The sequence below is a fragment of the Pseudomonas sp. PS02303 genome (genome assembly GCF_029959925.1).
Taxonomy (GTDB): Bacteria; Pseudomonadota; Gammaproteobacteria; order Pseudomonadales; family Pseudomonadaceae; genus Aquipseudomonas; species Aquipseudomonas mandelii.
Genome location: NZ_JASCOM010000011.1, coordinates 39,904 through 60,416, shown reverse-complemented (window position 1 = coordinate 60,416; position 20,513 = coordinate 39,904). Strand labels below are relative to the sequence as shown.

Here is a 20,513-nt window from a genome sequence, read left to right as displayed (position 1 = left end):
GAAGATGCCTGATGCTTGTGTTGGTTGTCCTTATCGCGGTTTTTGTGGCCTGGAGCTGGCTGAGTTACCCGGCCATCGGCTATTGGCTCTATGACCTGAATATGGCCCTGGAAGCCAAGCTGTATCGGCTGCACAAAATCGTCGTACCCATCACGGAAATGACCGTCTCGACCTGGCAAGGCGGGCCCTATGAAGCGTCCAGCAGTGTGCTGATGCTGCACGGCTACAGCGCCGACAAGAACATCTGGCTGCGCTTCGCCCGGCATTTTGTCGGCAACTATCGGGTGATCATCCCGGACATCGCCGGTCACGGCGAAACCGGCTTCAAGGCCGGTGGCGGCTATGACATCCCGCTGCAGGCCAAGCGGATGATTCAACTGCTGGACGTTTGCGGGGTCGAGAAAGTCCATGTGATCGGCAATTCGATGGGCGGCTACATCGCCGCGTGGCTGGCGGCGACGTACCCGGACCGGATTGCCTCCGTCGCCCTGATCGACCCGGCTGGCGTCACCGCCCCCGAGGCCAGCGACCTGGAGCGACATCTGGCCAAGGGGCACAACCCGTTTCTGATCAACTCGCGGGAAGAATTCCAGCGTTTCTACGCGATGACCATGGCCGAGCCGCCGTGGGTACCGGGCGTGGTGCTGGATGCCATCGCCCAGCGTTATGAACAGAGTCGTGATGAGCTGGAAGAAATCTTCAACGACTTCCGCGCCAGCCCGCCGATGGAGCCCAAACTCCCAGACATCAAGTGCCCGGCGCTGCTGCTGTGGGGGCGCAAGGACCGTCTGATCGATGTCAGCAGCGTGGCGGTCTGGAGTAAAGGCATTGCTGATTTGCGCGTGGACATCTGGGACCACATTGGCCATATGCCGATGGTCGAACAACCGGCCAATACGGCGCGGTTGTATCGGGAGTTCCTCGGATCGCTGCGTTCGGAGAGCCGTTCGCACCTGTAATCCCCAATCAATCCTGCAGGACCGCCGCCCGCTCGCTCCTACAGGGTTTGTGGGCAACCAATAGTGCGAAGCAGTCCTTGGCAGAATGAAGTCCGTAAGATTCTTCGTTTGTCGGCGTTGCAGAAGGCTGCGATCTTTTCCCCCATCCTTCACGTCACCGCGCCAGGAATTTTTTTCATGAGCCACCCAAGCTTCGTCAGCCCTGACCTGATCCGCCAACGCTTCTCCAAAGCGATGTCCGACATGTACCGCGAAGAAGTGCCGCTGTACGGCGCGCTGATGAAGCTCGTGGAGCAGACCAACCGTCACGTGCTCGACAGCGATCCGCAGGTGGCCCGCCAGTTGAACAGCACCGGCGAAATCGAGCGGCTGGACCTGGAGCGTCACGGCGCAATCCGCGTCGGCACCGCTGGCGAACTGGCCACCCTCGCCCGATTGTTCGCGGTCATGGGCATGCAGCCCGTGGGCTATTACGACCTGACCCCGGCCGGTGTGCCGGTGCACTCCACCGCGTTCCGCGCCGTGCATGAAACCGCCCTGCAAGTCAGCCCGTTCCGGGTGTTCACCTCACTGCTGCGCCTGGAACTGATCGAAGACCTGGAGCTGCGAGCCTTCGCTCAATCGGTGCTGGATAAACGCCAGATCTTCACCCCGACAGCCCTTGCCCTGATCGACCGCGCCGAAACCGCAGGCGGTCTGAACGAACAAGAGGCGCAGGACTTCGTCGAACAGGCGCTTGAAACCTTCCGCTGGCACCACAGCGCAACCGTCACCGCCGAGCAGTACCAGAAACTCAGCGCACAGCATCGCCTGATTGCCGATGTAGTCGCGTTCAAAGGCCCGCACATCAATCACCTGACGCCGCGCACCCTGGACATCGACATCGTCCAGGCGCAAATGCCCGCCCACGGCATCACGCCCAAAGCCGTGATCGAAGGCCCGCCCCGCCGTCAGTGCCCGATCCTGCTGCGCCAGACCAGTTTCAAGGCGCTCGACGAACCGATTGCCTTCACCGATCAAGCCGGGACACGCGGCAGCCACAGCGCACGCTTCGGTGAAATCGAACAGCGTGGCGCGGCGCTCACCCCAAAAGGCCGGGCACTTTACGACCGCCTGCTCAACGCAGCCCGTGATGAGTTGCAGGACTTCCCCAACGAGGCCAATGCCGCACGCTACAACGCGCTGATGACGCAGCATTTTGCAGAATTCCCTGACACGTATGAAGGCATGCGCCAACAGGAACTGGCGTACTTTCGTTATTTCGTCACGGAAAAAGGCCTGGAGGCGGATGAGCTGAAATCGTTGTCGCTAGACGATTTGCTCAGCGGCGGGTACTTGCGGGTCGAACCGTTGGTGTATGAAGATTTTCTGCCGGTCAGTGCGGCGGGGATTTTCCAGTCGAACCTGGGGGATGCGGCGCAGGTGAATTATGGCGTGCATTCGAACCAGGAGGCCTTTGAACAGGCGCTGGGGCGGCCGACCATTGATGAATTGGGCTTGTATGCCGAGACGCAGCGGCGTTCGATCGAGCAGTGTTTTGAGACTTCGAGATTGTCGCGTCTGATTTGACTCAACGAACTGCCAGCCGATTGCAATGTGTGGCGAGGGAGCTTGCTCCCGCTTGAGTGCGCAGCACTCACAAAATCTCCGTCATACGTAGAATTTTTGGGGCCGCTTCGCAGCCCAGCGCGAGCAAGCTCGCTCGCCACATAGAATCTTCAATCCGCTGAGATTCCGTGTTTAGCGGAGTTTTGCCAACAGCGCCTCAGCGGCAGCCTCGGACGACGCCGGGTTTTGCCCGGTGATCAGCAGGCCATCGGTGAGCACATAACTTGCCCAATCCGCGCCCTTGGAATACTCACCGCCCTTCTCCTTCAGCATGTCCTCCACCAGAAACGGCACGACCTTCGTCAGTTGCACCGCCTCTTCCTCAGTGTTGGTGAACCCCGTCACCCGCTTGCCTTTGACCAATGGCTGGCCATCAGCACCCTTGACGTGACGCAGCACACCCGGTGCGTGGCAAACGGCCGCGACCGGTTTATCCGCCTTGATAAACGCTTCGATCAGCGCGATCGAGTTCTTGTCTTCGGTCAGGTCCCACAACGGCCCATGACCGCCCGGATAGAAAACCGCATCGTAATCTTGAGCCCTCGCGCTGCTCAGAAGCGCGGTAGACGCCAATGCAGACTGGGCTGCGGAGTCTTTGCGAAAGCGATCAGTGGCAGCAGTTTGTGCATCTGGCTCGTCGCTTTTCGGGTCCAACGGCGGCTGGCCACCCTTGGGCGAAACCAGGGTCAGCTGTGCACCGGCATCCTTGAAGGCGAAGTACGGCGCGGCGAATTCTTCCAGCCAGAAGCCGGTTTTCTTACCCGTGTTGCCCAATTGATCGTGGGACGTTAAAACCATCAGGATTTTCATGTCGTTCTCACTCCACTTCCAGGTTGTTTGGACGCTCGACGGCGCTGTTTTTATGGACCACTCAGCCCATTGATTCGTTGCACCGAGTTCCGGACACCTTCACGTGATGGCGCAAAGCCTTGCTGTGCAAGAAGTTGCGCACTGCTCGCACCAAACACGCTTGCAGGATCGCTGATCGCCCGGCCTGCCAGGCTCTCCAGCCAAGTGCGCAAGTTCTTGCGCAGTGCTGCGCAAGAACTTGCGCACATTCATGCGGCGCTCCTTGCAAAAACCTTCCAGGCACTTTAAAAAAAGTCTCAACACCTTGATTTGTATAGCCTTAACCGTTTCTGGCACGGACCTTGATAACAGTCAGGCACCCACCGGGCGATACCGCCTCCCGGGCACCCTCACTATATTCAGCAAGGAGCACATCCATGGCTACTCCAGCGTACATGTCCGTCACTGGCGAAAAACAAGGTCTGATCACCGCCGGCGCATTCACCGCCGACTCGGTTGGCAACACTTATCAAGAAGGTCACGAAGACCAGGTCATGGTTCAGGCTTTCAGCCACGACGTGATCATCCCGCGTGACCCACAGTCCGGCCAGCCAACCGGTCAGCGCGTTCACAAGCCAGTCGTGATCACCAAGGTCTACGACAAGGCTTCGCCACTGCTGCAAGCTGCTCTGACCTCCGGCGAGCGCATGAGCGAAATCGTTATCCAGTGGTACCGCACTTCGGCTCAAGGTACCCAAGAGCATTACTACACCACCAAACTGGAAGACGCGATCATCGTCGCCATCAACAACAAAATGCACAACTGCCAGGATCCGTCGAACTCGCACTTCACTCACCTGGAAGAAGTGCAATTCACCTACCGCAAAATCACCTGGACCCACGAAGTATCCGGTACTTCGGGTTCCGATGACTGGCGTCTGCCGGTCGCCTAAGTCAGGCTGACCGTCACAAGCATCGGCCAGCTCTGCTGGTCGATGTTGTTTCCGCCCTTCCAGAATTTCGCGTCCGTTGACCCGGTTTCCGGGTGTCAGCGCATGCCGCAGCACTGCACGAGGAACAAGGGATGTTCGCGCCGGCCAATCAAACTCACTTTGCCCTGACCATCGAAGGTCTTTCCAGCGACTTCCAGGTCTTTTCCCTGCAAGGTCGGGAAGCCATCAGCCAGCCTTTTGTGTTTGAGGTGGAGCTGGTCAGTGAACAGCCGTCCCTGGACCTCGAGACCCTGCTGCACAAACCGGCCTTTTTGCAGCTCTCGCCTGACGGCAGCGGCATCCATGGCCTGATCTATCGCGCCGCCCAGGGTGATTCCGGCAAACGCCTGACCCGCTACGCGGTGACCCTGCGCCCGCAACTGTCCTACCTCGCGCACCGCATCAACCAACGCATCTTCCAGAACCTCAGCGTGCCGAAAATCATCGGCATGGTCCTTGAAGAGCACGGCATCCAAAGCAACGCCTATGAATTCAAAGTCGGGGCGATTTATCCCGAGCGCATCTACTGCGTTCAATACGATGAATCGGACCTGCAATTCATCCAGCGCCTGTGCGAGGAAGAAGGTATCCACTACCACTTCCAGCACAGCACCACGGCCCACAAACTGGTGTTCGGCGATGACCAGACGGTGTTCCCGAAACTCGCACCCGTGGCCTACCAGCAAGACTCCGGCATGGTCGCCAACAACCCGGTGATCAAGCGCTTCGATCTGCGCCTGGAAACCCGCACCAGCCGCACCACCCGCCGCGACTACGACTTTGAAAAGCCGCGCCTCACCCTCGAAAGCGAAAACCGCGGCGACGCCCTGCCCGACCTCGAAGACTACGACTACCCCGGTCGTTTCATCGACCGCGAGCGTGGCAAACACCTGGCCAAGCGCAACCTGGAACGTCACCGCAGCGACTTTCAACTGGCCGAAGGCAAAAGCGATCAGCCGTTGCTGGTCAGCGGCCACTTCCTGGCCCTGACCCAACACCCTAAGCCTAAATGGAACGACCTTTGGCTGCTGACTGAAGTCCTGCACGAAGGCAAACAGCCGCAGGTGCTGGAAGAGTCGGTGACCAGCGACACCACCAGCCTCAAGGGCGATTTCCACCAGGGTTACCGCAACCGCTTCCAGGCCACCCCATGGGACGTGCCGAACCGTCCGCCGCTGACGCAAAAGAAACCGCGCATCCTCGGCAGCCAAAGCGCCGTGGTCACCGGGCCCAAGGGTGAAGAGATCCACTGCGACCAGTACGGCCGAGTCAAAGTGCAATTTCACTGGGACCGCGAAGGCCAGGCCGACGACAAGACCAGCTGCTGGCTGCGCGTCTCCTCCGCCTGGGCCGGCGCCCACTACGGCGGCATCGCCATCCCGCGGATCGGCATGGAAGTGCTCGTCACCTTCCTCGAAGGCGACCCCGACCAACCGCTGATCAGCGGCTGCCTGTACCACAAGGAAAACGTCGTCCCCTACCCGCTGCCGGCGAACAAAACCCGCAGCACTTTCAAAACCCTCAGCTCCAAGGGTGGTGGCGGCTTCAACGAACTGCGCATCGAAGACAAAAAAGGCCAGGAACAAATCTTCCTCCACGCCCAGCGCGACTGGGACGAAAACGTCGAACACGACCAGAAAATCCGCGTCGGCAACGAACGCCACGACACCGTCGAGCAAAACAGCTACAGCGAATTCAAGGCCGAAGAACACCACACCGTCTACGCCGACCGCAAAGTCGAAGCCCGGGCCAACGACCACCTGACCGTGGGCGTGAACCAGCACATCAAGATTGGCACCGGGCAATTCATCGACGCGGGCCAGGAGATTCACCTGAGCAGCGGCATGAAAGTCGTGTTGGAAGCCGGCAGTGAACTGACCCTGATCGGCGGTGGCAGCTTCATCAAGATCGATGCTGGCGGCGTGACGCTGAGTGGGCCGGTGATCAACATGAACTCCGGGGGTGGGCCGGGTAGCGGGACGGGGGCTGCGCCGTTGTTGCCGGGGGTGTTGAAGCAGGCGGATGCGGATAAGGCTGGGGCGGTTTTGACACCGGCGCAGATCAATACGTTGAAGCGCAATGCGCCGTTTTGTGAAGAGTGCGAGAAGTGTAAGGCAGGTGCTTGTGCGATCTGATCTGTTGACTCCGCAGGCGTGGTTGGCTGAACGGCCGTTGCAGGCCGATGAGCGTCTCTATCTGATTGTCAGTGCTGCAAGCGATGCCGAACCGCTCAAGGCCTTTTACCAGCAAGAGATGGCACCAGAACTGATACCTATCTGGGGAGGCACGCCTTATGCCGATTGGCAGCCCGTCATGCCCTACCTCGCCGAATTGAAACCCAACGCCGGTTTTCTTCAGTGGATTGCCGAAACCGACGCCCAGGACTGGGGCTGGTTGGCGGTCTCCACCAGCAACCCAGATGTGGTGTTCGAACACCTTCGCAGTTTGACTCAAGTGTTCATGCCCGACGGGGCCGAGGTGTTTTTTCGGTTCTGGGACGGGCGGCATATTTACCCGATTCTTGAAGGCCTGGGCGCCAGTGCTGGCGAGGTCCTACCAGTGTTCGACCGTTACCTTATCAACGGACAAAGCCTGGAGGTGGGGCCAAGATCCGTTCCTCCAGCAAAGGAATGGCCGTGGTGGGAAGTGCCACAGAAGCTGCTCGATACGCTGGCGGAAAAAGACCACAGCACCGTCGTCGACAACCTGATGCAGTGGCTGGGCGAGGACTGCCCTGAACTGTTCTTTGCCTTCCCCGAAAGTAATTTGCGCCACAAGGTCGAGCGTTTCGTCCGCCAACAACCCAACACAGAAGATATGGCAGAGCGTCTGGCTGCTGAGCTGACAAAGGAAGTCACGTCATGATTGATCCCATCGGTAATTTGGTTATTCGAGTCCTCGACGCCAAGACCCCTGACGTGAGTGTCATTCTCAAGGACTTCAACAATTGCCTGACTGAATACAAGACCTGGGCCGACGGTTTCTGGACTGGCTGGGCAATGGATGTAGATCAGAAGTTCAAGGTGGGCAACGAAGTCAGCGTTACTGAGCGCAAGACCAAGACGGGACCGGTTGAAACTTACGCCACCTGTCCGCTGATGGGTGATTTCACACTGATCCATATGTTTGAGAGCGCGCGGTACGTGCCCATCGGCAATACACCGGTCAAGCTCGAACCCGTCAAAAAAGCGATGTTCGGCGGATACGACGTTGTCGGTCCGGTGATTCCTGCGAATATCGGCCCAAGCGGCATTGAAGTTATCAAGGGCTGCAAGCCGGGTCAGATGTACCGCATCACTTTTTTCCCTAACGTTTCTGAAAGCAACGTCAAGGCGCTCTACGACTCATACCAGGGTGTCATCGGCAACCTTGACGGCTGGTTGAAAAGCGAGTGGTCGAGTAAGTTCCAGCCGCAGTGGGCGAGCTACTCGGCGACTGACCGGGCGGGGCGCTCGCTCATATTGATGCAGTCCGCACTCGATAGTCTTGAGAAAGCGCTTCTGGGTCTGTGGGATGACATCAAAAGCCTGTTCGAACTATTAGCCGACCCCTATAAAAATGTGGAGAAACTTCTTCATTACCTGAGTGAAGAAGAAGTCAAAAAACTCTACTCAGCATCGAAAGAAGCCATTGCCACCGGACTGCTGATTCTCAGCGACGAACCGCTGATGTTCATCTACCTCTCAGCCATTATCGCGTGGGTGGGCATGCTGCCGCCGCAAGTCTGTGTGGAAGTAATTACGGCCATCGGTGCTTCCTTTCTGATCAACGTGGTGCTGGGGATCTGCCTATCTGGCGGTCTCGGGCTGGCGATTCGTGTTGGTACAAAAACCTTGGCCAAGGTCCAATCTGGCACAGCGGTAAAAATGCTAGAGGAGCTCGCGGAAAAACTCTTGGCCGCGAGTAAGGGACACGCCTTGAAGGCTCACGGCGAAACCGTGAAACCACTGTTGGCCAGTGCGCAAGGCGTACCGATGGATGCCGCCAAAAAGGCTGCATTGAAAATCGAGCAAGCCACCGCAGCAACAGCAAAAGGTCCGGTGCCGATCACCAGCGACACACCTGCCTTGTTGGAAAAAAACGCCTCGGCATTTGCTCGAAAAAAAGCAGAAAAACAATTCGTCTTGGAGCCAAAGGAAAAGGTCAGCGATGCTCCGACCCAGTCAAAAACGCCCGACGAAAAGAGCTCAACCTGCGCCAAGAAAACCTGCACCAACAATTGCCCGGTTTCCATGGTTACCGGTGAAGAGCTACTGACGCTGACCGATGGTCAGCTCGACGGACTGCTACCTTTCGAGTGGACTCGCCTTTACCGCACCAGCGCTGCGGAAATTGATTGCGGCCTCGGTTACGGCTGGAGTCATGCACTTGCCCAGCGGGTGGACGTTAAAGATGAAGAGGTGGTCTGGACCGACCACGAAAACCGTATCACCACGTTCCCGTTACCGAGTGTGCAGCGTCCGGCGATCACCAACAGTCTGTCGGAAGCAGCGATTTTCCTTGGTGATGATCCCTCTGAACTGATCCTCACCCAGGCCGGAGAACGTGCCCAGTTCTACCACTTTCGCTACAACAGCAAGGGCGCCACGCTGATCGCCATCAGCGACAACTACGGCAATCGGCTGCACATTACCCGTGACATTCACGGGCGAATCAAGCGCGTCGATAACGGTGGCGGTCGTGCCCTTCTCGTGCGATACGACCGCAAGCACATCGTCGCCATCGACTACCAGCAGTTCATCCCGGCTGACAATCTGGAAGACGCCTGGAGCACCATCCAGACCCTAGTCACCTACAGTTACGACGCCCAACACCGCCTGATCGAAGCCAAAAACGCCGCCGGCGAAGCCGAGCGTTATGCCTACAACGACCAGAACGTCATTCTTGAGCGGCAACTCGCCGGTGGCGCCAGTTTCTACTGGGAATGGGAAAAAGAAGGTAAATCGGCGCGATGCATCCATCACTGGGCAAGCTTCTCGCAAATGGACGCGCATTACGCCTGGGATGACAAAGGCAGCGTCACAGTTACCAATGCTGACGGCAGCGAAGAGGTCTACACCCACGACGATAAGGCGCGACTGGTCGCCAAGGTTGATCCGGACGGTGCGGAGCACCTCAAGGCCTACGACGACAAAGGCCGCCTGATCGCCGAGAAAGATCCACTCGGCGCTGTCACCGAATACCAATACAACGAAGCAGGCCGACTGATCGCGGTTATTCCACCCGAAGACACCCCGACCTCTTATGAGTATTACCACGGCTACGTCCGTGTGGTGAATCGTGGCCCGGCGAAGTGGATATATTGGCGCAACGACCAAGGCGATATCACCGAACAAATCGACCCGGATGGTAATTCAACCCACTACAACTATGACCGCCAGGGCCGTCTTCTAGAAATCCGTCATCCGGATGGCAGCCGTCATCAACTGGGATGGAACAATCTCGGCCAACTGCTCGAAGAACAGTTGCCCGATGGTGGCCAGCGCAAGTACCGCTACGACGCGTTGGGCCGACAGATCACCCGTCAAGACGAAAGCGGCGCAATCACCCAATACCAATGGGATGCTGCCAACCGACTCGCGCAAATCACCCTGCCCGGTGGCGCTACGCGCGCGTTCACTTACAACCCATACGGCCGCGTCACCGCCGAACGCGATGAACTGGGCCGAGTCACCCGCTACGAATATGCCGATAACCTGCACTTGGTCAGCCGCCGCATCAACCCGGATGGCAGCCAACTGCGCTATCGCTACGACAACGCACGTCTGCTGCTCAGCGAGATCGAAAACGAACGTGGCGAGCAGTATCACCTCGACTACTACCCGAACGGCCTCATCCAGCAGGAAACCGGCTTCGACGGTCGTCGCACGGCTTATGAATACGACCTCAATGGTCAGTTGCTGAAGAAAACCGAGTTCGGCGACGACGGTAGCGAACTGATTACCGAGTACCAGCGCGATGCCGCTGGCCGCCTGCTGGTGAAAACCCTGGCCGATGGCGAGGAAATTCACTACAGCTACGACGCCCTCGGGCGCCTGGTGAACGTCGATGACGGAAACTGGCCGCTGGCCTACGAATACGACCTGCAAGACCGCCTGATCACCGAGCACCAAGGTTGGGGAACCCTGCGTTACGAGTACGACACCGTAGGCCAACTGAAACACTGCCGCCTCCCAGACGGCAGCAAGCTTGATTATCGCCACCAACGAGGCGGTCAACTGAGCAGCATCGACCTCAACGGTTCGCGCCTGACCACCCACCAGTTCAGCGCAGGTCGCGAACAGCAGCGTCAACAGGGTCTGTTGCTCAGCCAATACCAATACGATGAACAAGGCCGCCTGCAAGCTCATAGCGTCAACCAGCAGGATCGCAACCTGTTCCAGCGTCGCTACGCTTACGATGCCAACGGTAACCTCGCCGGCATCGATGACAGCCGAAAAGGCAATCGTAGCTATCATTACGACCCGCTCGACCGGCTGATCAACGTTCGTGGCACCACGCCGGAAAGTTTCGCCCATGACCCGGCAGGCAACCTGCTCGGCCAAGGTGATCAGCAGGCTGCAAGCCTGGCCAACGTCAAAGGTAACCGCCTGCTGATGCAGGGTGATCGACATTACGACTACGACGCCTATGGCAATTTGAGCCGTGAGCGCCGCGGCACCGGGCAAAAGCTCGTCACCGAATACCGCTACGACTGCCAACACCGCCTCATCGGTGTCAGCCTCCCCAGCGGCAGCATCGCAAGCTACAAGTACGACGCCTTCGGCCGCCGTATCGCCAAAACCGTCGACAGCCAAACCACAGAGTTCCTGTGGCAAGGCGAACGCCTCATCGCCGAAAGCGCCAACAACCGCTATCGCAGCTACATCTACGAGCCGGGCTCCTTCCGGCCCTTGGCGATGCTCGATGGCGAAGGCCCGCTCAAAGCCGAGCCGTTCTACTACCAACTCGACCACCTCGGTACCCCACAAGAACTCACCGACTACAGCGGCGAGATCATGTGGTCGGCGAAATACCGCGCCTACGGCAACCTCGCCACCCTTGATGTGGCGGAAATTGATAACCCGCTGCGCTTCCAGGGCCAGTACTTCGATGCTGAGACGGGCTTACATTACAACCGGCATCGCTACTACAATCCTGGCACCGGGCGGTATCTGACGCCAGATCCAATCAAGCTAGCGGGTGGATTGAACAACTACAGATATGTACCCAATCCAACAGGTTGGGTCGATCCTTTAGGTTTGGAAACAATACCAGTAGTCTGTCCCGGCGGCCCAAACTGTACTCCTAAAACAAAGTCCTTAGAGGAATTGGTTCCCGGCGGTAGCATTCCAAGTGTCAAAGATGGCGCATTTAATAAGTGGTTCAATGAGTTGACTCCAGACGAATTTGATACGGTTTGGTCCAACAAAACCTATCAGGACTCCATTAAAGCCAGGTTGAGGTACCCAGGTGGAATGCACGAATGGCACATGGTTTCGAGAGCGGATACATTCAAGCGCTGGGGAGTGAATGCAGAACAAATTTATGAGCTACGGTCCGCAATTTCAGATGTGAAATTTGTCAATCCTGCTGGGCACCATGGCGGTAAAGGCTCGACGAAAGCGCATAATGAAATCCTAGACATTATCGACAACTCCAAAGATCACAGTGAATTCCGAAAAGGCCTAAATGAGTGGGCTGGACGGCGATTGGAAGGCGGTGCCGATGCTCTACCTTCAGGACTAAAAAATTGAGGAAACAAAAAATGGGCTCGAAAAAAATCGTTTCTATTTGGACGGCAAACACCGATTGGGAACCGTCTACTCTTCGAGATGTGATGAGCTCAGAGTATTCTGACGACGGAGACTTTCTTGGCTCTGAGTTCAGTAAGGCTTTCTCACTTGGTTTTGTTGACGATGACACTGTCGAAGCAGATAAAATCGAGCCAACCAATTCTCTAATTAATGCAATTGACGGATGCTCATACGACCTTGACATCGCGTCTGACATGAAAAATAAAAACACTCCTCTGACCGATGCGCCTATAGACACCATAGTTGCAATCTACGACTACTCCTTCTCGGGCACTCCCCAAAACACTAAAATCAGAAATAATCTATTTACATACCGAGGAAGCTTTGAATACCAAGACTAAACTCTCAGAGACTAGAGAGTAAGGGATAAATATATTTCTGCATTCTAAAATAAATCTATCCCTGGGAAATCCTTGATGTTAATCCGGAGACTTCGACTCGTATACCAGGAAACCGATGAAAGTGAAAATTGACAAGAGCCTCTAACTAGAGGTAATAGATCTTATTGTCGCACTGGTTATTGGTGATCTTGATAAAATTTCCGGCAAAAACTAGTATGGAATACTCAACGAACCGGATATTAATGCAAGAATCTCCGAGTACGGCAATACATTGGCATTACCTCCAGCGTCTTTCGTAGAAAAGATAGATAATTATGAGTACAAGGATGGCTCTGGCTTAGCCCTCGATACACCTCTGTGGACAAAGGAGGAAGGAATGAGCGACCTGACTCTTTCCCTTGTGTTGATATACAGCAAAAAGGGGACCAGCAAAAAGGGGACAGATTTATTTTCACTAGAGAAAATAAATCTGTCCCCATTTTCCTATTTTTCATTTAGGAAAATAAATCTGTCCCCTTTTTCAACATGGAAAAAGGACCGGAGTTCTGCCCTGGTAAAGCACCCTACGAGGGTCGCCACACCTTCGATAAAGAACGACAAGACATGCACGAGGAATACCAGCACAACGAACGTTCCGCATTAGGAGTTGGTTGGTGGTACCTGACACACATGATCACTTGGTGGCGCTTTCCATACTGGGTGGCGGAGTGGGACCATCGTTTCAGTATGAAGTCTCTACCTGATTCCATTGCTGAGTGGTCCAAACCTCTTCCGTCTGAACAATGGGCCAAGCCAAGCCCAGCGCTTAAAGAACAAAGCTCGAAAATCGAAAAAGCCTTTGCTCAAGGGCAGGATTTTATGACGTACTTCAAGGCAAACCTAAACGAAAGCAAGGCAGAAGAATCAACAAATAGCTGAGCTATATGATTGCCAAAAATCAGGTGGCCCGATAACCGTTAGATCAAGCAAAAAGGGGACAGATTTATTTTCACTAGAGAAAATAAATCTGTCCCCATTTTCACCATTTTCACGCAACACCCGAAAGCCAAATGGAACGACCTTTGGCTGCAGACCGAAGTCCTGCACGAAGGCAAACAGCCGCAGGTGCTGGAAGAATCGCTCACCAGCGACACCACCAGCCTCAAGGGGCGATTTCCACCAGGGTTATCGCAACCGCTTCCAGGCCACCCCATCGGACGTGCCGAACCGTCCGCCGCTGACGCAAAAGAAACCGCGCATCCTCGGCAGCCAAAGCGCCGTGGTCACCGGGCCCAAGGGTGAAGAGATCCACTGCGATCAGTACGGCCGCGTCAAAGTGCAATTCCACTGGGACCGCGAAGGCCAGGCTGACGACAAGACCAGCTGCTGGCTGCGCGTCTTTTTTAGTTTTTGAAGCCGTTGTTCGAATGAAAGCATTTGTAAATCTTTGGTTTTTATATCGTATTCTTTTCAATGCGGTTAAGCGTGCCGGGTTCACCGTAATCGAATTCTCGGACCAGCGCGCATTTTTCGGTTATTGGTCGTTGACTGTCGAAGGCCATGGAGCAACCTATCTGATCGTCAATGAAGGACACAATGGTTGGATGATTTGTTATCGAGCTAGTGCGGCGGGAACAATTACAGAGCTGGACAAGAGAGAATCGGCTTGGATGGACGATACCGATAAGCCAGCCCAATGTCTGACTTGGCTCTCTGACTTTCCGTAACCACAAAACGCCAAGATCCCGAAAAATCAGGAAAGTTAGACAGTCACCACTCGCAGTACATCTACCCTATAAATCAAACAAGCAGGGCCTCTCATGAATAAACACCAGATCAGTCTTTCAAACGGCTGGATTGCAGAGTTCGAGAATCAGGGGGAATTTCGCATGTCAGCTGAAGGCTGGAATCTGGTTCTGCAGGGACCGGATCAGCGCAAAATCCAGTACTTCAGAGACAAGATCATTGTCGTCAACGATGACGATGGTGCTCAGGCGAAAACATGCATTCGACTCTCAAACGATGGTGTTTTCGGCTATTTGAGCACTGGGCTGGATCAAGGATGGGTGATTGACTTTGCGCGAGGTATGATCGCTCCGCACAGGGTAAGCATCTCCCACAGCCATGACGGATACGATGAAAGCATCTCGATGTACGAACAACCTGCCTTCAAACGTGCACGCGAGTATATAAGTGTTAAAGGCAAGTACATTTATCTGACCTTCCCCCTCACTAAAGATGAAGATTTCCCTAAGGTATGGGAGGAATATCTGCGGATTCGGAAACGGCAACTGGATGAGCTTTACTTCAGGAATTGATCCGGGTGTACTGGCTCAACCCTATCGACCCGTGCTTCAGTAATCCCCAAAGCTCTATTGTCTTCAAAAAAAACGGGCAATTTTGAGATCACCCGTTTTTCATCCATTCACCACCAACAAACTCTCCCCAACCTCATACTTAACAACCACCCAATTCCTATAAAGCCGCTCATTCCCCAACACCTCACTCCCCTGCCCTTTACTCCGCACCTCCCGCCAAATCTCATTCCCCCGAAACACCCGCCCACCCTCGCGCAAAAACCGATGCCCAACCTGATAAATGTGATACCAAAACCCCCGCATCCGATCACACAACAATTCCCCTTCCAACTGCTGCTCGCCCACGTTCAACTTCAACTTCAACTTCAACTGAAAATGCCGATCCGTCGGGTTATGCAATACCAGATCAACGTAGTTATAAAAAATCGCCGCCCCTGAACCGAATGGCAGTACCCGACCTTCATCAGGAAACCGATCGAAGCTGTGGTTTGACCGCTCCACCACTAAAAGCGGCGACTGAATGGCTACCAAATGACAGGTCCATACCTTCGACGTAACCGCGTTTGCGGGTCAGTCGGCCGACCGGGCGGCAGAGGGAAAAGTATTCACCCGATGCGATGACTATGCCGTAATTGATGACACGGCCTGTTTGAGGTTGATGACTTTGTTGTGTTGCAGCGCAAAATATCGGAGTTGCCGAGTTTACGAGTCAGCTTGGAGGTGTGTTTGAGGTAGCGAAACGGCAAGCGGGATTCGGCGTTGATGTATTGCTGCAGGTGCGTATCGCACCCGGGAGGTGTTCGCCCAGTGTAATGGCCTCGGCAATCCATGCACTGGTAAAGAGCCTTGCCACTGGGCGAACGGGACGTATTTTAATGGAAGTTGGCGAAGTTGTCCGCATACATAATCATGAAATTTATCGATACAACATTAATTAAATGTCATCTTAAATATTATTTGTACGACAACAAAAACTCACCAGTTCGACCATTAAAACTGATTGTTCTTATACAAAAAAACTGTACGAGAACAATCAATATATAGAGCTAATACTCAACTTCAGTGTTTGCTGGTCACTGTGAGGATATCGGTGTAGGTCACGACGACACTCTGTCCAACTTTCAGGTCTTTCAATTTTGCTTGAACTTCGGGTCGTAAAACGTCGATGGTCTTGGACTGGCCAGCAGGATTTTCAAAGGTCAGCTGGTTTTTCTTCAAGTCGATTTTGGTGATTTTCAGCTGAACCTGCACCTGACGGTAGGCTTCGCCGCCCGGGTTGTCGCTGCCGGGGGCGGCACGGACTTCGCCGGTGCGCTCGATGGTGCCTGGCAAACCTTTGTCGACATCGGTGTCGAGGTGGGCGGCGACGGAACTGGTGACCTTGATGTCGACTTGATCGCCGACTTTCAGATTACCGAGGTTTTTCGCCTTATCGGTCAGCTGTACATGGACCTGACGACCTTCCGGCCCTTCCAGGACAACCCGGTGATTAGCCGCGTCGACCGAGACGACTTTGGTGGTGACTTGATCCGCTTCCACAACGGCAGACAGCGGAATATCCGCAGCCATGGCGCCAAGACTGGCGGCAGACAGCAAGGTAGCGAGGGTGATGGCTTTCGTCAGTGCGTGGAGTTTCATAAGCATACTTTCCCTGTGATTGGGTGGCAGCAGACGGCTCTGGCCCGAGGGTCAGCGCCGACTGTGCAACTCAGCATAGACGCAGTTCAGGGATTTTTTGCAGTTTCTTGCGCGGTGGATTCACCGCTTTGCGTGCCCTTGCCGCTTTCCTTGCGCCGGGTCGGATCGGTGGGGCGCAGGGCATCGTTGTCGCGTTCGACTTCGCCGGGTGGTCGCGGTTCGTCAGGGTGTTCGGCGGTGTCGGGGGATTGGGGTTTCATGGTGGTACTCCTCAGGCTTCGGGATCATCGACTTCTTGTGCAACGTTCACCGCGGGCGAGTCTTTGTGGGATTGCTCGGCCTTGGCCTTCAAGGTCTGCCACTGTTCCAGGTCAATGGCGCCCTGCCCCAGCAAGTCGTCGGCCACCCGCAGCAGTTCGCTGTAGTGGGCGTCGGGGGATTGCTGCCAGTAGGCCTTGTCTTCAAACAGGCGCTGCCAGGCATCGAGGTCAGGTGGCTTGAGGTCTTCGCTCATGACGGGCTCCATTGAATGGGCTTGTTAACTTAGGAGGCCGTCGCCGAACCGAGAGTTCCGACTCAATACCCGGTCATTTCCAGATAACCCGTGCCACCTTTGAATTGCACGGGGCCTTCCCAGTAAGGAATGCGCAAATCCATCCAGGCGTTGGGATTGAGGGCGGTGATGGAGATGTCGAGATGTTTGGCCGGGATTTTGATCGCCCAGCGCACCGGCATTTCACGCCCGGCGACTTTGGCGGTGTCTTGCGGTGTGAGGCTGATGTCCGAGGCGTGCAATGACTGAGCCTGGCCTTGAGCATCGATCCACGTGCCTGTGAGGTAAGGCGCGCCGTCCTTTTGCCGCATGCGATAAAGCATGACCTGTTCGCCGCTGTCCAGGTGCAGCGAAAACCAGTCCCATCCTGTCTGGTTCGCAGTCAGTGGCTGACTGCTCCACTCGCGATCGAGCCAGGCCGGACCGCTGACCTGATAAGTCTTGCCGTCGATTTCCAGCGCGCCGCTGGCCTGGAAAAACGGTTGGCTGTAGTAATACGACGCCTGCCCTTGTTCGGATTTCTGACTGAAACCCTTGTCACCCTGAAGCACCAGCGGGCGGGTGGACGTTAGCCGCAGTTGGTAGCTGAAGCCCTTGTCCCGCGCGCTGAGTTGCAGGTCCGCCAAGGCATCGGCCCCCTGACTGCTGAAGCGCCAATCGTCGATCCAGGCATTGAACGGTGCGAGACTCACCCCCGCCTGACCCACGCCACCACGGGCGTAACGTTCGGCCGCGTGATGGGCCGTTGCCGACGTCACGGCTGCGTGCCCCAGCCAAATGGTCTGATTGCCCCAACCCGACTGCTCCGGGACAGCTTTCAACGCGCTGCGAAACAACGTCCATTGCACGCCGAACTCGCGGCCCTGATCGTCCTTGAGATTGGCAGTGACGTACCACCATTCGATGCGAAAGCCATCGTGAGGACCGTGATCTGCCGGGAAGCTGAATTCTCGCCCGGGCACTACCGGTGTGAATACGGAGGCGTCACCACCCAGACCTGCGAAGCCTTTCTCGTCAGGCGCGGGGTTGTCGCAGCCGCTCAACAAAACCAATAGCAACACGCCGACCTTAATCCTCATGCGCAAACGTCCTCAGCAGGTCTGCCGGTTGTGTGCGGTACAGCGAATACAGCGGCCACGCCGACGCCAGTAACGTTGCGAGCAACGCCAGCCCCATCAATTGCAGCAGCTGCAACGGAAACACCCGCAACGGCAATCGCCAGCCAAACGCTTGCACGTTGATCACCGTGTCCAGGCACCACGCCAACGCGATCCCCAACGGCAATGCCAGCACCAGCGTCAGCGTCGCCAGCAGCCAGGTTTGTCCGAGGTTGAGCAGCATCAATTGCCGGCGCGTCACGCCCAGCGCCCACAGCGGCGCGAGTTGGCCGAGGCGGCTCTGGCTTTGGGTCAGCAGGCTGATGAACAACGCCACACCGGCGACGGCCAGGGTCAGGCTGTTGAGCGCGGCGGTGGCGGCGAAGGTGCGTTCGAACACTTGCGTGGACCAGCCCTTGAGGCGCGCCTGATCGACGATACGACTGTCGTCCAGGGTAAAACGGCTTTGCAGCGTTTTGAGGAATGGCGCAATCAACGCGGGCTCGATGCGCAGGTTGAAACGATTGGGCGTGAGCTGCGGCCACCCGCGCAGCAAATGGTTGGCGTTCACCAGAAGGTGCCCCTTGGGATTGCCGTAGTCGGCGTAAATCCCGACGATCCGAGGTGACCACGGGCCGCCCGGTGTGGGGATGGTCAAATGATCGCCGAGCCGCACCTTCAACCGGCGGGCCAGTTGTTCGCTGAGCATCAGCGCATCGTCCTTGGCCAAACGGTCCCAGGGATTGTCGCCCAAGGCTTCCAGCAGCGGCCAATGCTGGCGATAGGTCGGGTGATCGATCACGCCGAAGATATCCGCCGGCCAGCCTTGCAGCTGGATCGATACCTGCCAGTTGGGCAGCACGGCAGTCAATGAAGGTTGCTGTTTGAGCCAGCTGTGCAGCTCTCGGGACTGGGCCGGGTTTTGCGGATTGACGTAAAGTTCGGCGGTCAGGCGTTGTTCGAGCCAGTCGTTGAAGGTCTGGCGAAAACCGGCGGTCATGCTGCCGGCACCGATGTTCGCCGCCAGCGCCAACAGCAGCGCCATCAGCGCCAGGCTCAGCGCCGGCAGTTGCTGACGGCAGTCGGCGAGAAACCATTGGCCGAGCACCGAATGACTGCGGCTCAGTGCCAGGTTCAAGACCAGATTCAGCACCACCGGCAAGGCCAGTGCGGCCCCGATCAGCAGAGCTGCCATCAGCACAAAACCACTGGCCAGGCTGTCCCCCCGGAACAAGGCGATAAGCGCGATGACAACGGCCAGTGCCGCGACCCAACCCTGACGCCGTAACCAGCGCGCGTGAGCCTGATGCCAGGCTTGCGGGTCGGCCAGGGCCAGCAACGGCAGGCGCGCCGCCCGCAGCAGACTGTTGGCCCCGGCCAGCAGCGCACCCAGCAGGCTCAAGCCCACCCCGCTGAACCACCACCACGGACTGAGGCTCAACTGCCCCGCCACTTCGGCGCCGTACAAACCGCGCAGACTGGCGGCCACGTCCGGCAACAACACGCTGGCCAGCAGGTAGCCGCTGGCGACGCCGGCAATACCGCCGATCATCGCCAGTGCTCCGAGTTCAACCACCAGACAGGTGATCAGCATTTGTGCGCTGACCCCACAGGCGCGCAGGGTTCTGAGCAAGCCTCGACGTTGCTCCAGCGCCAGCCCGATTGCGGCGTGAACGATGAACAGGCCGACCACGAAGGACAGAAAACCCAAGGCATCGAGGTTCAAGTGAAAGCTTTCCGTCAGCCGCGAGAGATTGTTTTCTTCACCGCTGGTTTTGAGCTGCAACTGGCCTTTGTATTGATCGGGCAGTGCGGCGCTGAAATCCTTGGGCAACAACAGGCGTGACAGTTGCTCCGGCAGGCCGAGAATCTGCTGGGCGAAGCCGATGTCCACCAGCAACATGCCGGGGGCCATATCGGTTTGGACGTGCAGCGGTGGCAGAATCTCGCCATTAGAGCTCACTGGCCGCTCACCTTCGTGCAGACCCAACGTCTGCAAGGTCTGCGGTGAGATCCAGGTGCGGCCCGGCGGGGTGAAAAATTCGACAATCTGCTCGATCGCCAGCGACCGCCCTGCCACCGCCGAGCCGGCCGGCAGCGACACCGGTTCGATGCCCATCAGCTGCAGACGTTGCTCCTCATGGCCCTTGAGCGTCACCCGCCCTTGCAGCACGGGCGAGACCGGCCAGCCCGCGCGACGCAGGTCGACAAACACTTGCTGAGAAAAGGTCGCGCCACTGGGCGCACTGAGGCTGGCCTGCGGTTCACCGCCAATCAACTGACTGGCTCGCGCATAACTTTCACGCGCCTGGCTGTTCAGCGCCTCTACACCGGTCAGCAGGCTGGTGGCGAGCCAGAGCCCGGTCAGCACACTGAAAAATTGCACCGGGTGCTGCCACCAATGGCTGAGCAACGCCCGCAGCGTTTCGCGAAAGACGCGCAC

16 protein-coding genes and 2 pseudogenes are annotated in these 20,513 nt (G+C 56.8%); 11 read left to right on the top strand and 7 right to left on the bottom strand.

The window, feature by feature from the left end:
* Positions 1 to 11: 11 nt before the first annotated feature.
* Complete coding sequence (locus tag QMX98_RS05245) at positions 12 to 959, top strand: alpha/beta fold hydrolase (protein WP_010455571.1); 948 nt, start codon at positions 12 to 14, stop codon at positions 957 to 959.
* Between the two features lie 177 nt (positions 960 to 1,136).
* Complete coding sequence (locus QMX98_RS05240; RefSeq protein WP_282410375.1) at positions 1,137 to 2,528, top strand: VOC family protein; 1,392 nt, start codon at positions 1,137 to 1,139, stop codon at positions 2,526 to 2,528.
* A gap of 171 nt (positions 2,529 to 2,699) precedes the next feature.
* Here QMX98_RS05240 and QMX98_RS05235 read toward each other — a convergent pair whose 3' ends face one another.
* Positions 2,700 to 3,377 carry a type 1 glutamine amidotransferase domain-containing protein gene (locus QMX98_RS05235; protein ID WP_145308222.1) on the bottom strand — a complete coding sequence of 226 codons (678 nt, stop codon included), beginning with the start codon at positions 3,375 to 3,377 and terminating at the stop codon, positions 2,700 to 2,702.
* 416 nt (positions 3,378 to 3,793) lie between these two features.
* Between QMX98_RS05235 and QMX98_RS05230 the strand changes: the two genes are divergently transcribed.
* The 9 genes and pseudogenes from QMX98_RS05230 to QMX98_RS05190 all read left to right on the top strand — a co-directional run bounded on the left by QMX98_RS05230 (position 3,794) and on the right by QMX98_RS05190 (position 14,782).
* The gene (locus tag QMX98_RS05230) at positions 3,794 to 4,309 is read left to right on the top strand and encodes an Hcp family type VI secretion system effector (protein ID WP_033058787.1); all 516 of its coding nucleotides are present in this window, start codon (positions 3,794 to 3,796) and stop codon (positions 4,307 to 4,309) included.
* A 131-nt stretch (positions 4,310 to 4,440) separates the two neighbouring features.
* Positions 4,441 to 6,483 (top strand): type VI secretion system tip protein TssI/VgrG, encoded by a 2,043-nt coding sequence (gene tssI / locus QMX98_RS05225; protein WP_282410374.1) that lies wholly within the window; start codon positions 4,441 to 4,443, stop codon positions 6,481 to 6,483.
* Positions 6,473 to 7,213 (top strand): DUF4123 domain-containing protein, encoded by a 741-nt coding sequence (locus QMX98_RS05220; protein WP_282410381.1) that lies wholly within the window; start codon positions 6,473 to 6,475, stop codon positions 7,211 to 7,213. Before tssI ends, QMX98_RS05220 begins: the two co-directional genes overlap by 11 nt.
* Positions 7,210 to 12,084 carry an RHS repeat-associated core domain-containing protein gene (locus QMX98_RS05215; RefSeq protein ID WP_282410373.1) on the top strand — a complete coding sequence of 1,625 codons (4,875 nt, stop codon included), beginning with the start codon at positions 7,210 to 7,212 and terminating at the stop codon, positions 12,082 to 12,084. The genes QMX98_RS05220 and QMX98_RS05215 overlap by 4 nt, the downstream gene beginning before the upstream one ends.
* Before the next feature lie 11 nt (positions 12,085 to 12,095).
* Entirely contained in the window at positions 12,096 to 12,485 is a 390-nt protein-coding gene (locus QMX98_RS05210; protein WP_010455588.1) for an immunity 22 family protein, read from the top strand.
* Between the two features lie 603 nt (positions 12,486 to 13,088).
* Positions 13,089 to 13,403, top strand: coding sequence for a hypothetical protein (locus tag QMX98_RS05205; RefSeq protein WP_282410372.1), 315 nt, complete (start codon positions 13,089 to 13,091; stop codon positions 13,401 to 13,403).
* 120 nt (positions 13,404 to 13,523) lie between these two features.
* Positions 13,524 to 13,863 (top strand): annotated as a pseudogene (locus tag QMX98_RS05200) (type VI secretion system tip protein VgrG); the annotation flags it as partial.
* A 28-nt stretch (positions 13,864 to 13,891) separates the two neighbouring features.
* The gene (locus QMX98_RS05195; RefSeq protein ID WP_282410371.1) at positions 13,892 to 14,191 is read left to right on the top strand and encodes a hypothetical protein; all 300 of its coding nucleotides are present in this window, start codon (positions 13,892 to 13,894) and stop codon (positions 14,189 to 14,191) included.
* A gap of 93 nt (positions 14,192 to 14,284) precedes the next feature.
* On the top strand, positions 14,285 to 14,782 hold the full coding sequence (locus QMX98_RS05190; protein ID WP_027921338.1) for a hypothetical protein: 498 nt from the start codon (positions 14,285 to 14,287) through the stop codon (positions 14,780 to 14,782).
* Positions 14,783 to 14,881: 99 nt separating this feature from the next.
* Here QMX98_RS05190 and QMX98_RS05185 read toward each other — a convergent pair.
* The 6 genes and pseudogenes from QMX98_RS05185 to QMX98_RS05160 all read right to left on the bottom strand — a co-directional run.
* Positions 14,882 to 15,537, bottom strand: a pseudogene (locus QMX98_RS05185) (VanW family protein); the annotation flags it as partial.
* Between the two features lie 304 nt (positions 15,538 to 15,841).
* A complete protein-coding gene (locus QMX98_RS05180; RefSeq protein ID WP_282410370.1) occupies positions 15,842 to 16,420 on the bottom strand; it encodes a hypothetical protein in 579 nt (192 codons plus the stop codon).
* Positions 16,421 to 16,506: 86 nt separating this feature from the next.
* On the bottom strand, positions 16,507 to 16,680 hold the full coding sequence (locus QMX98_RS05175) for a hypothetical protein (protein WP_010455603.1): 174 nt from the start codon (positions 16,678 to 16,680) through the stop codon (positions 16,507 to 16,509).
* A gap of 11 nt (positions 16,681 to 16,691) precedes the next feature.
* Entirely contained in the window at positions 16,692 to 16,934 is a 243-nt protein-coding gene (locus QMX98_RS05170) for a hypothetical protein (protein ID WP_145308208.1), read from the bottom strand.
* A 62-nt stretch (positions 16,935 to 16,996) separates the two neighbouring features.
* Complete coding sequence (locus tag QMX98_RS05165) at positions 16,997 to 18,052, bottom strand: lipocalin-like domain-containing protein (protein WP_083376389.1); 1,056 nt, start codon at positions 18,050 to 18,052, stop codon at positions 16,997 to 16,999.
* Complete coding sequence (locus QMX98_RS05160) at positions 18,042 to 20,513, bottom strand: FtsX-like permease family protein (protein WP_083376388.1); 2,472 nt, start codon at positions 20,511 to 20,513, stop codon at positions 18,042 to 18,044. Before QMX98_RS05160 ends, QMX98_RS05165 begins: the two co-directional genes overlap by 11 nt.

What these genes read in the sequence shown, in the direction of transcription:
- QMX98_RS05245 (WP_010455571.1), top strand. Translation starts at nt 12, where the DNA reads ATGCTTGTGTTGGTTGTCCTTATCGCGGTTTTTGTGGCCTGGAGCTGG.
- QMX98_RS05240 (WP_282410375.1), top strand. Translation starts at nt 1,137, where the DNA reads ATGAGCCACCCAAGCTTCGTCAGCCCTGACCTGATCCGCCAACGCTTC.
- QMX98_RS05235 (WP_145308222.1), bottom strand. Translation starts at nt 3,377, where the DNA reads ATGAAAATCCTGATGGTTTTAACGTCCCACGATCAATTGGGCAACACG.
- QMX98_RS05230 (WP_033058787.1), top strand. Translation starts at nt 3,794, where the DNA reads ATGGCTACTCCAGCGTACATGTCCGTCACTGGCGAAAAACAAGGTCTG.
- tssI (WP_282410374.1), top strand. Translation starts at nt 4,441, where the DNA reads ATGTTCGCGCCGGCCAATCAAACTCACTTTGCCCTGACCATCGAAGGT.
- QMX98_RS05215 (WP_282410373.1), top strand. Translation starts at nt 7,210, where the DNA reads ATGATTGATCCCATCGGTAATTTGGTTATTCGAGTCCTCGACGCCAAG.
- QMX98_RS05210 (WP_010455588.1), top strand. Translation starts at nt 12,096, where the DNA reads ATGGGCTCGAAAAAAATCGTTTCTATTTGGACGGCAAACACCGATTGG.
- QMX98_RS05205 (WP_282410372.1), top strand. Translation starts at nt 13,089, where the DNA reads ATGCACGAGGAATACCAGCACAACGAACGTTCCGCATTAGGAGTTGGT.
- QMX98_RS05195 (WP_282410371.1), top strand. Translation starts at nt 13,892, where the DNA reads ATGAAAGCATTTGTAAATCTTTGGTTTTTATATCGTATTCTTTTCAAT.
- QMX98_RS05190 (WP_027921338.1), top strand. Translation starts at nt 14,285, where the DNA reads ATGAATAAACACCAGATCAGTCTTTCAAACGGCTGGATTGCAGAGTTC.
- QMX98_RS05180 (WP_282410370.1), bottom strand. Translation starts at nt 16,420, where the DNA reads ATGAAACTCCACGCACTGACGAAAGCCATCACCCTCGCTACCTTGCTG.
- QMX98_RS05175 (WP_010455603.1), bottom strand. Translation starts at nt 16,680, where the DNA reads ATGAAACCCCAATCCCCCGACACCGCCGAACACCCTGACGAACCGCGA.
- QMX98_RS05170 (WP_145308208.1), bottom strand. Translation starts at nt 16,934, where the DNA reads ATGAGCGAAGACCTCAAGCCACCTGACCTCGATGCCTGGCAGCGCCTG.
- QMX98_RS05165 (WP_083376389.1), bottom strand. Translation starts at nt 18,052, where the DNA reads ATGAGGATTAAGGTCGGCGTGTTGCTATTGGTTTTGTTGAGCGGCTGC.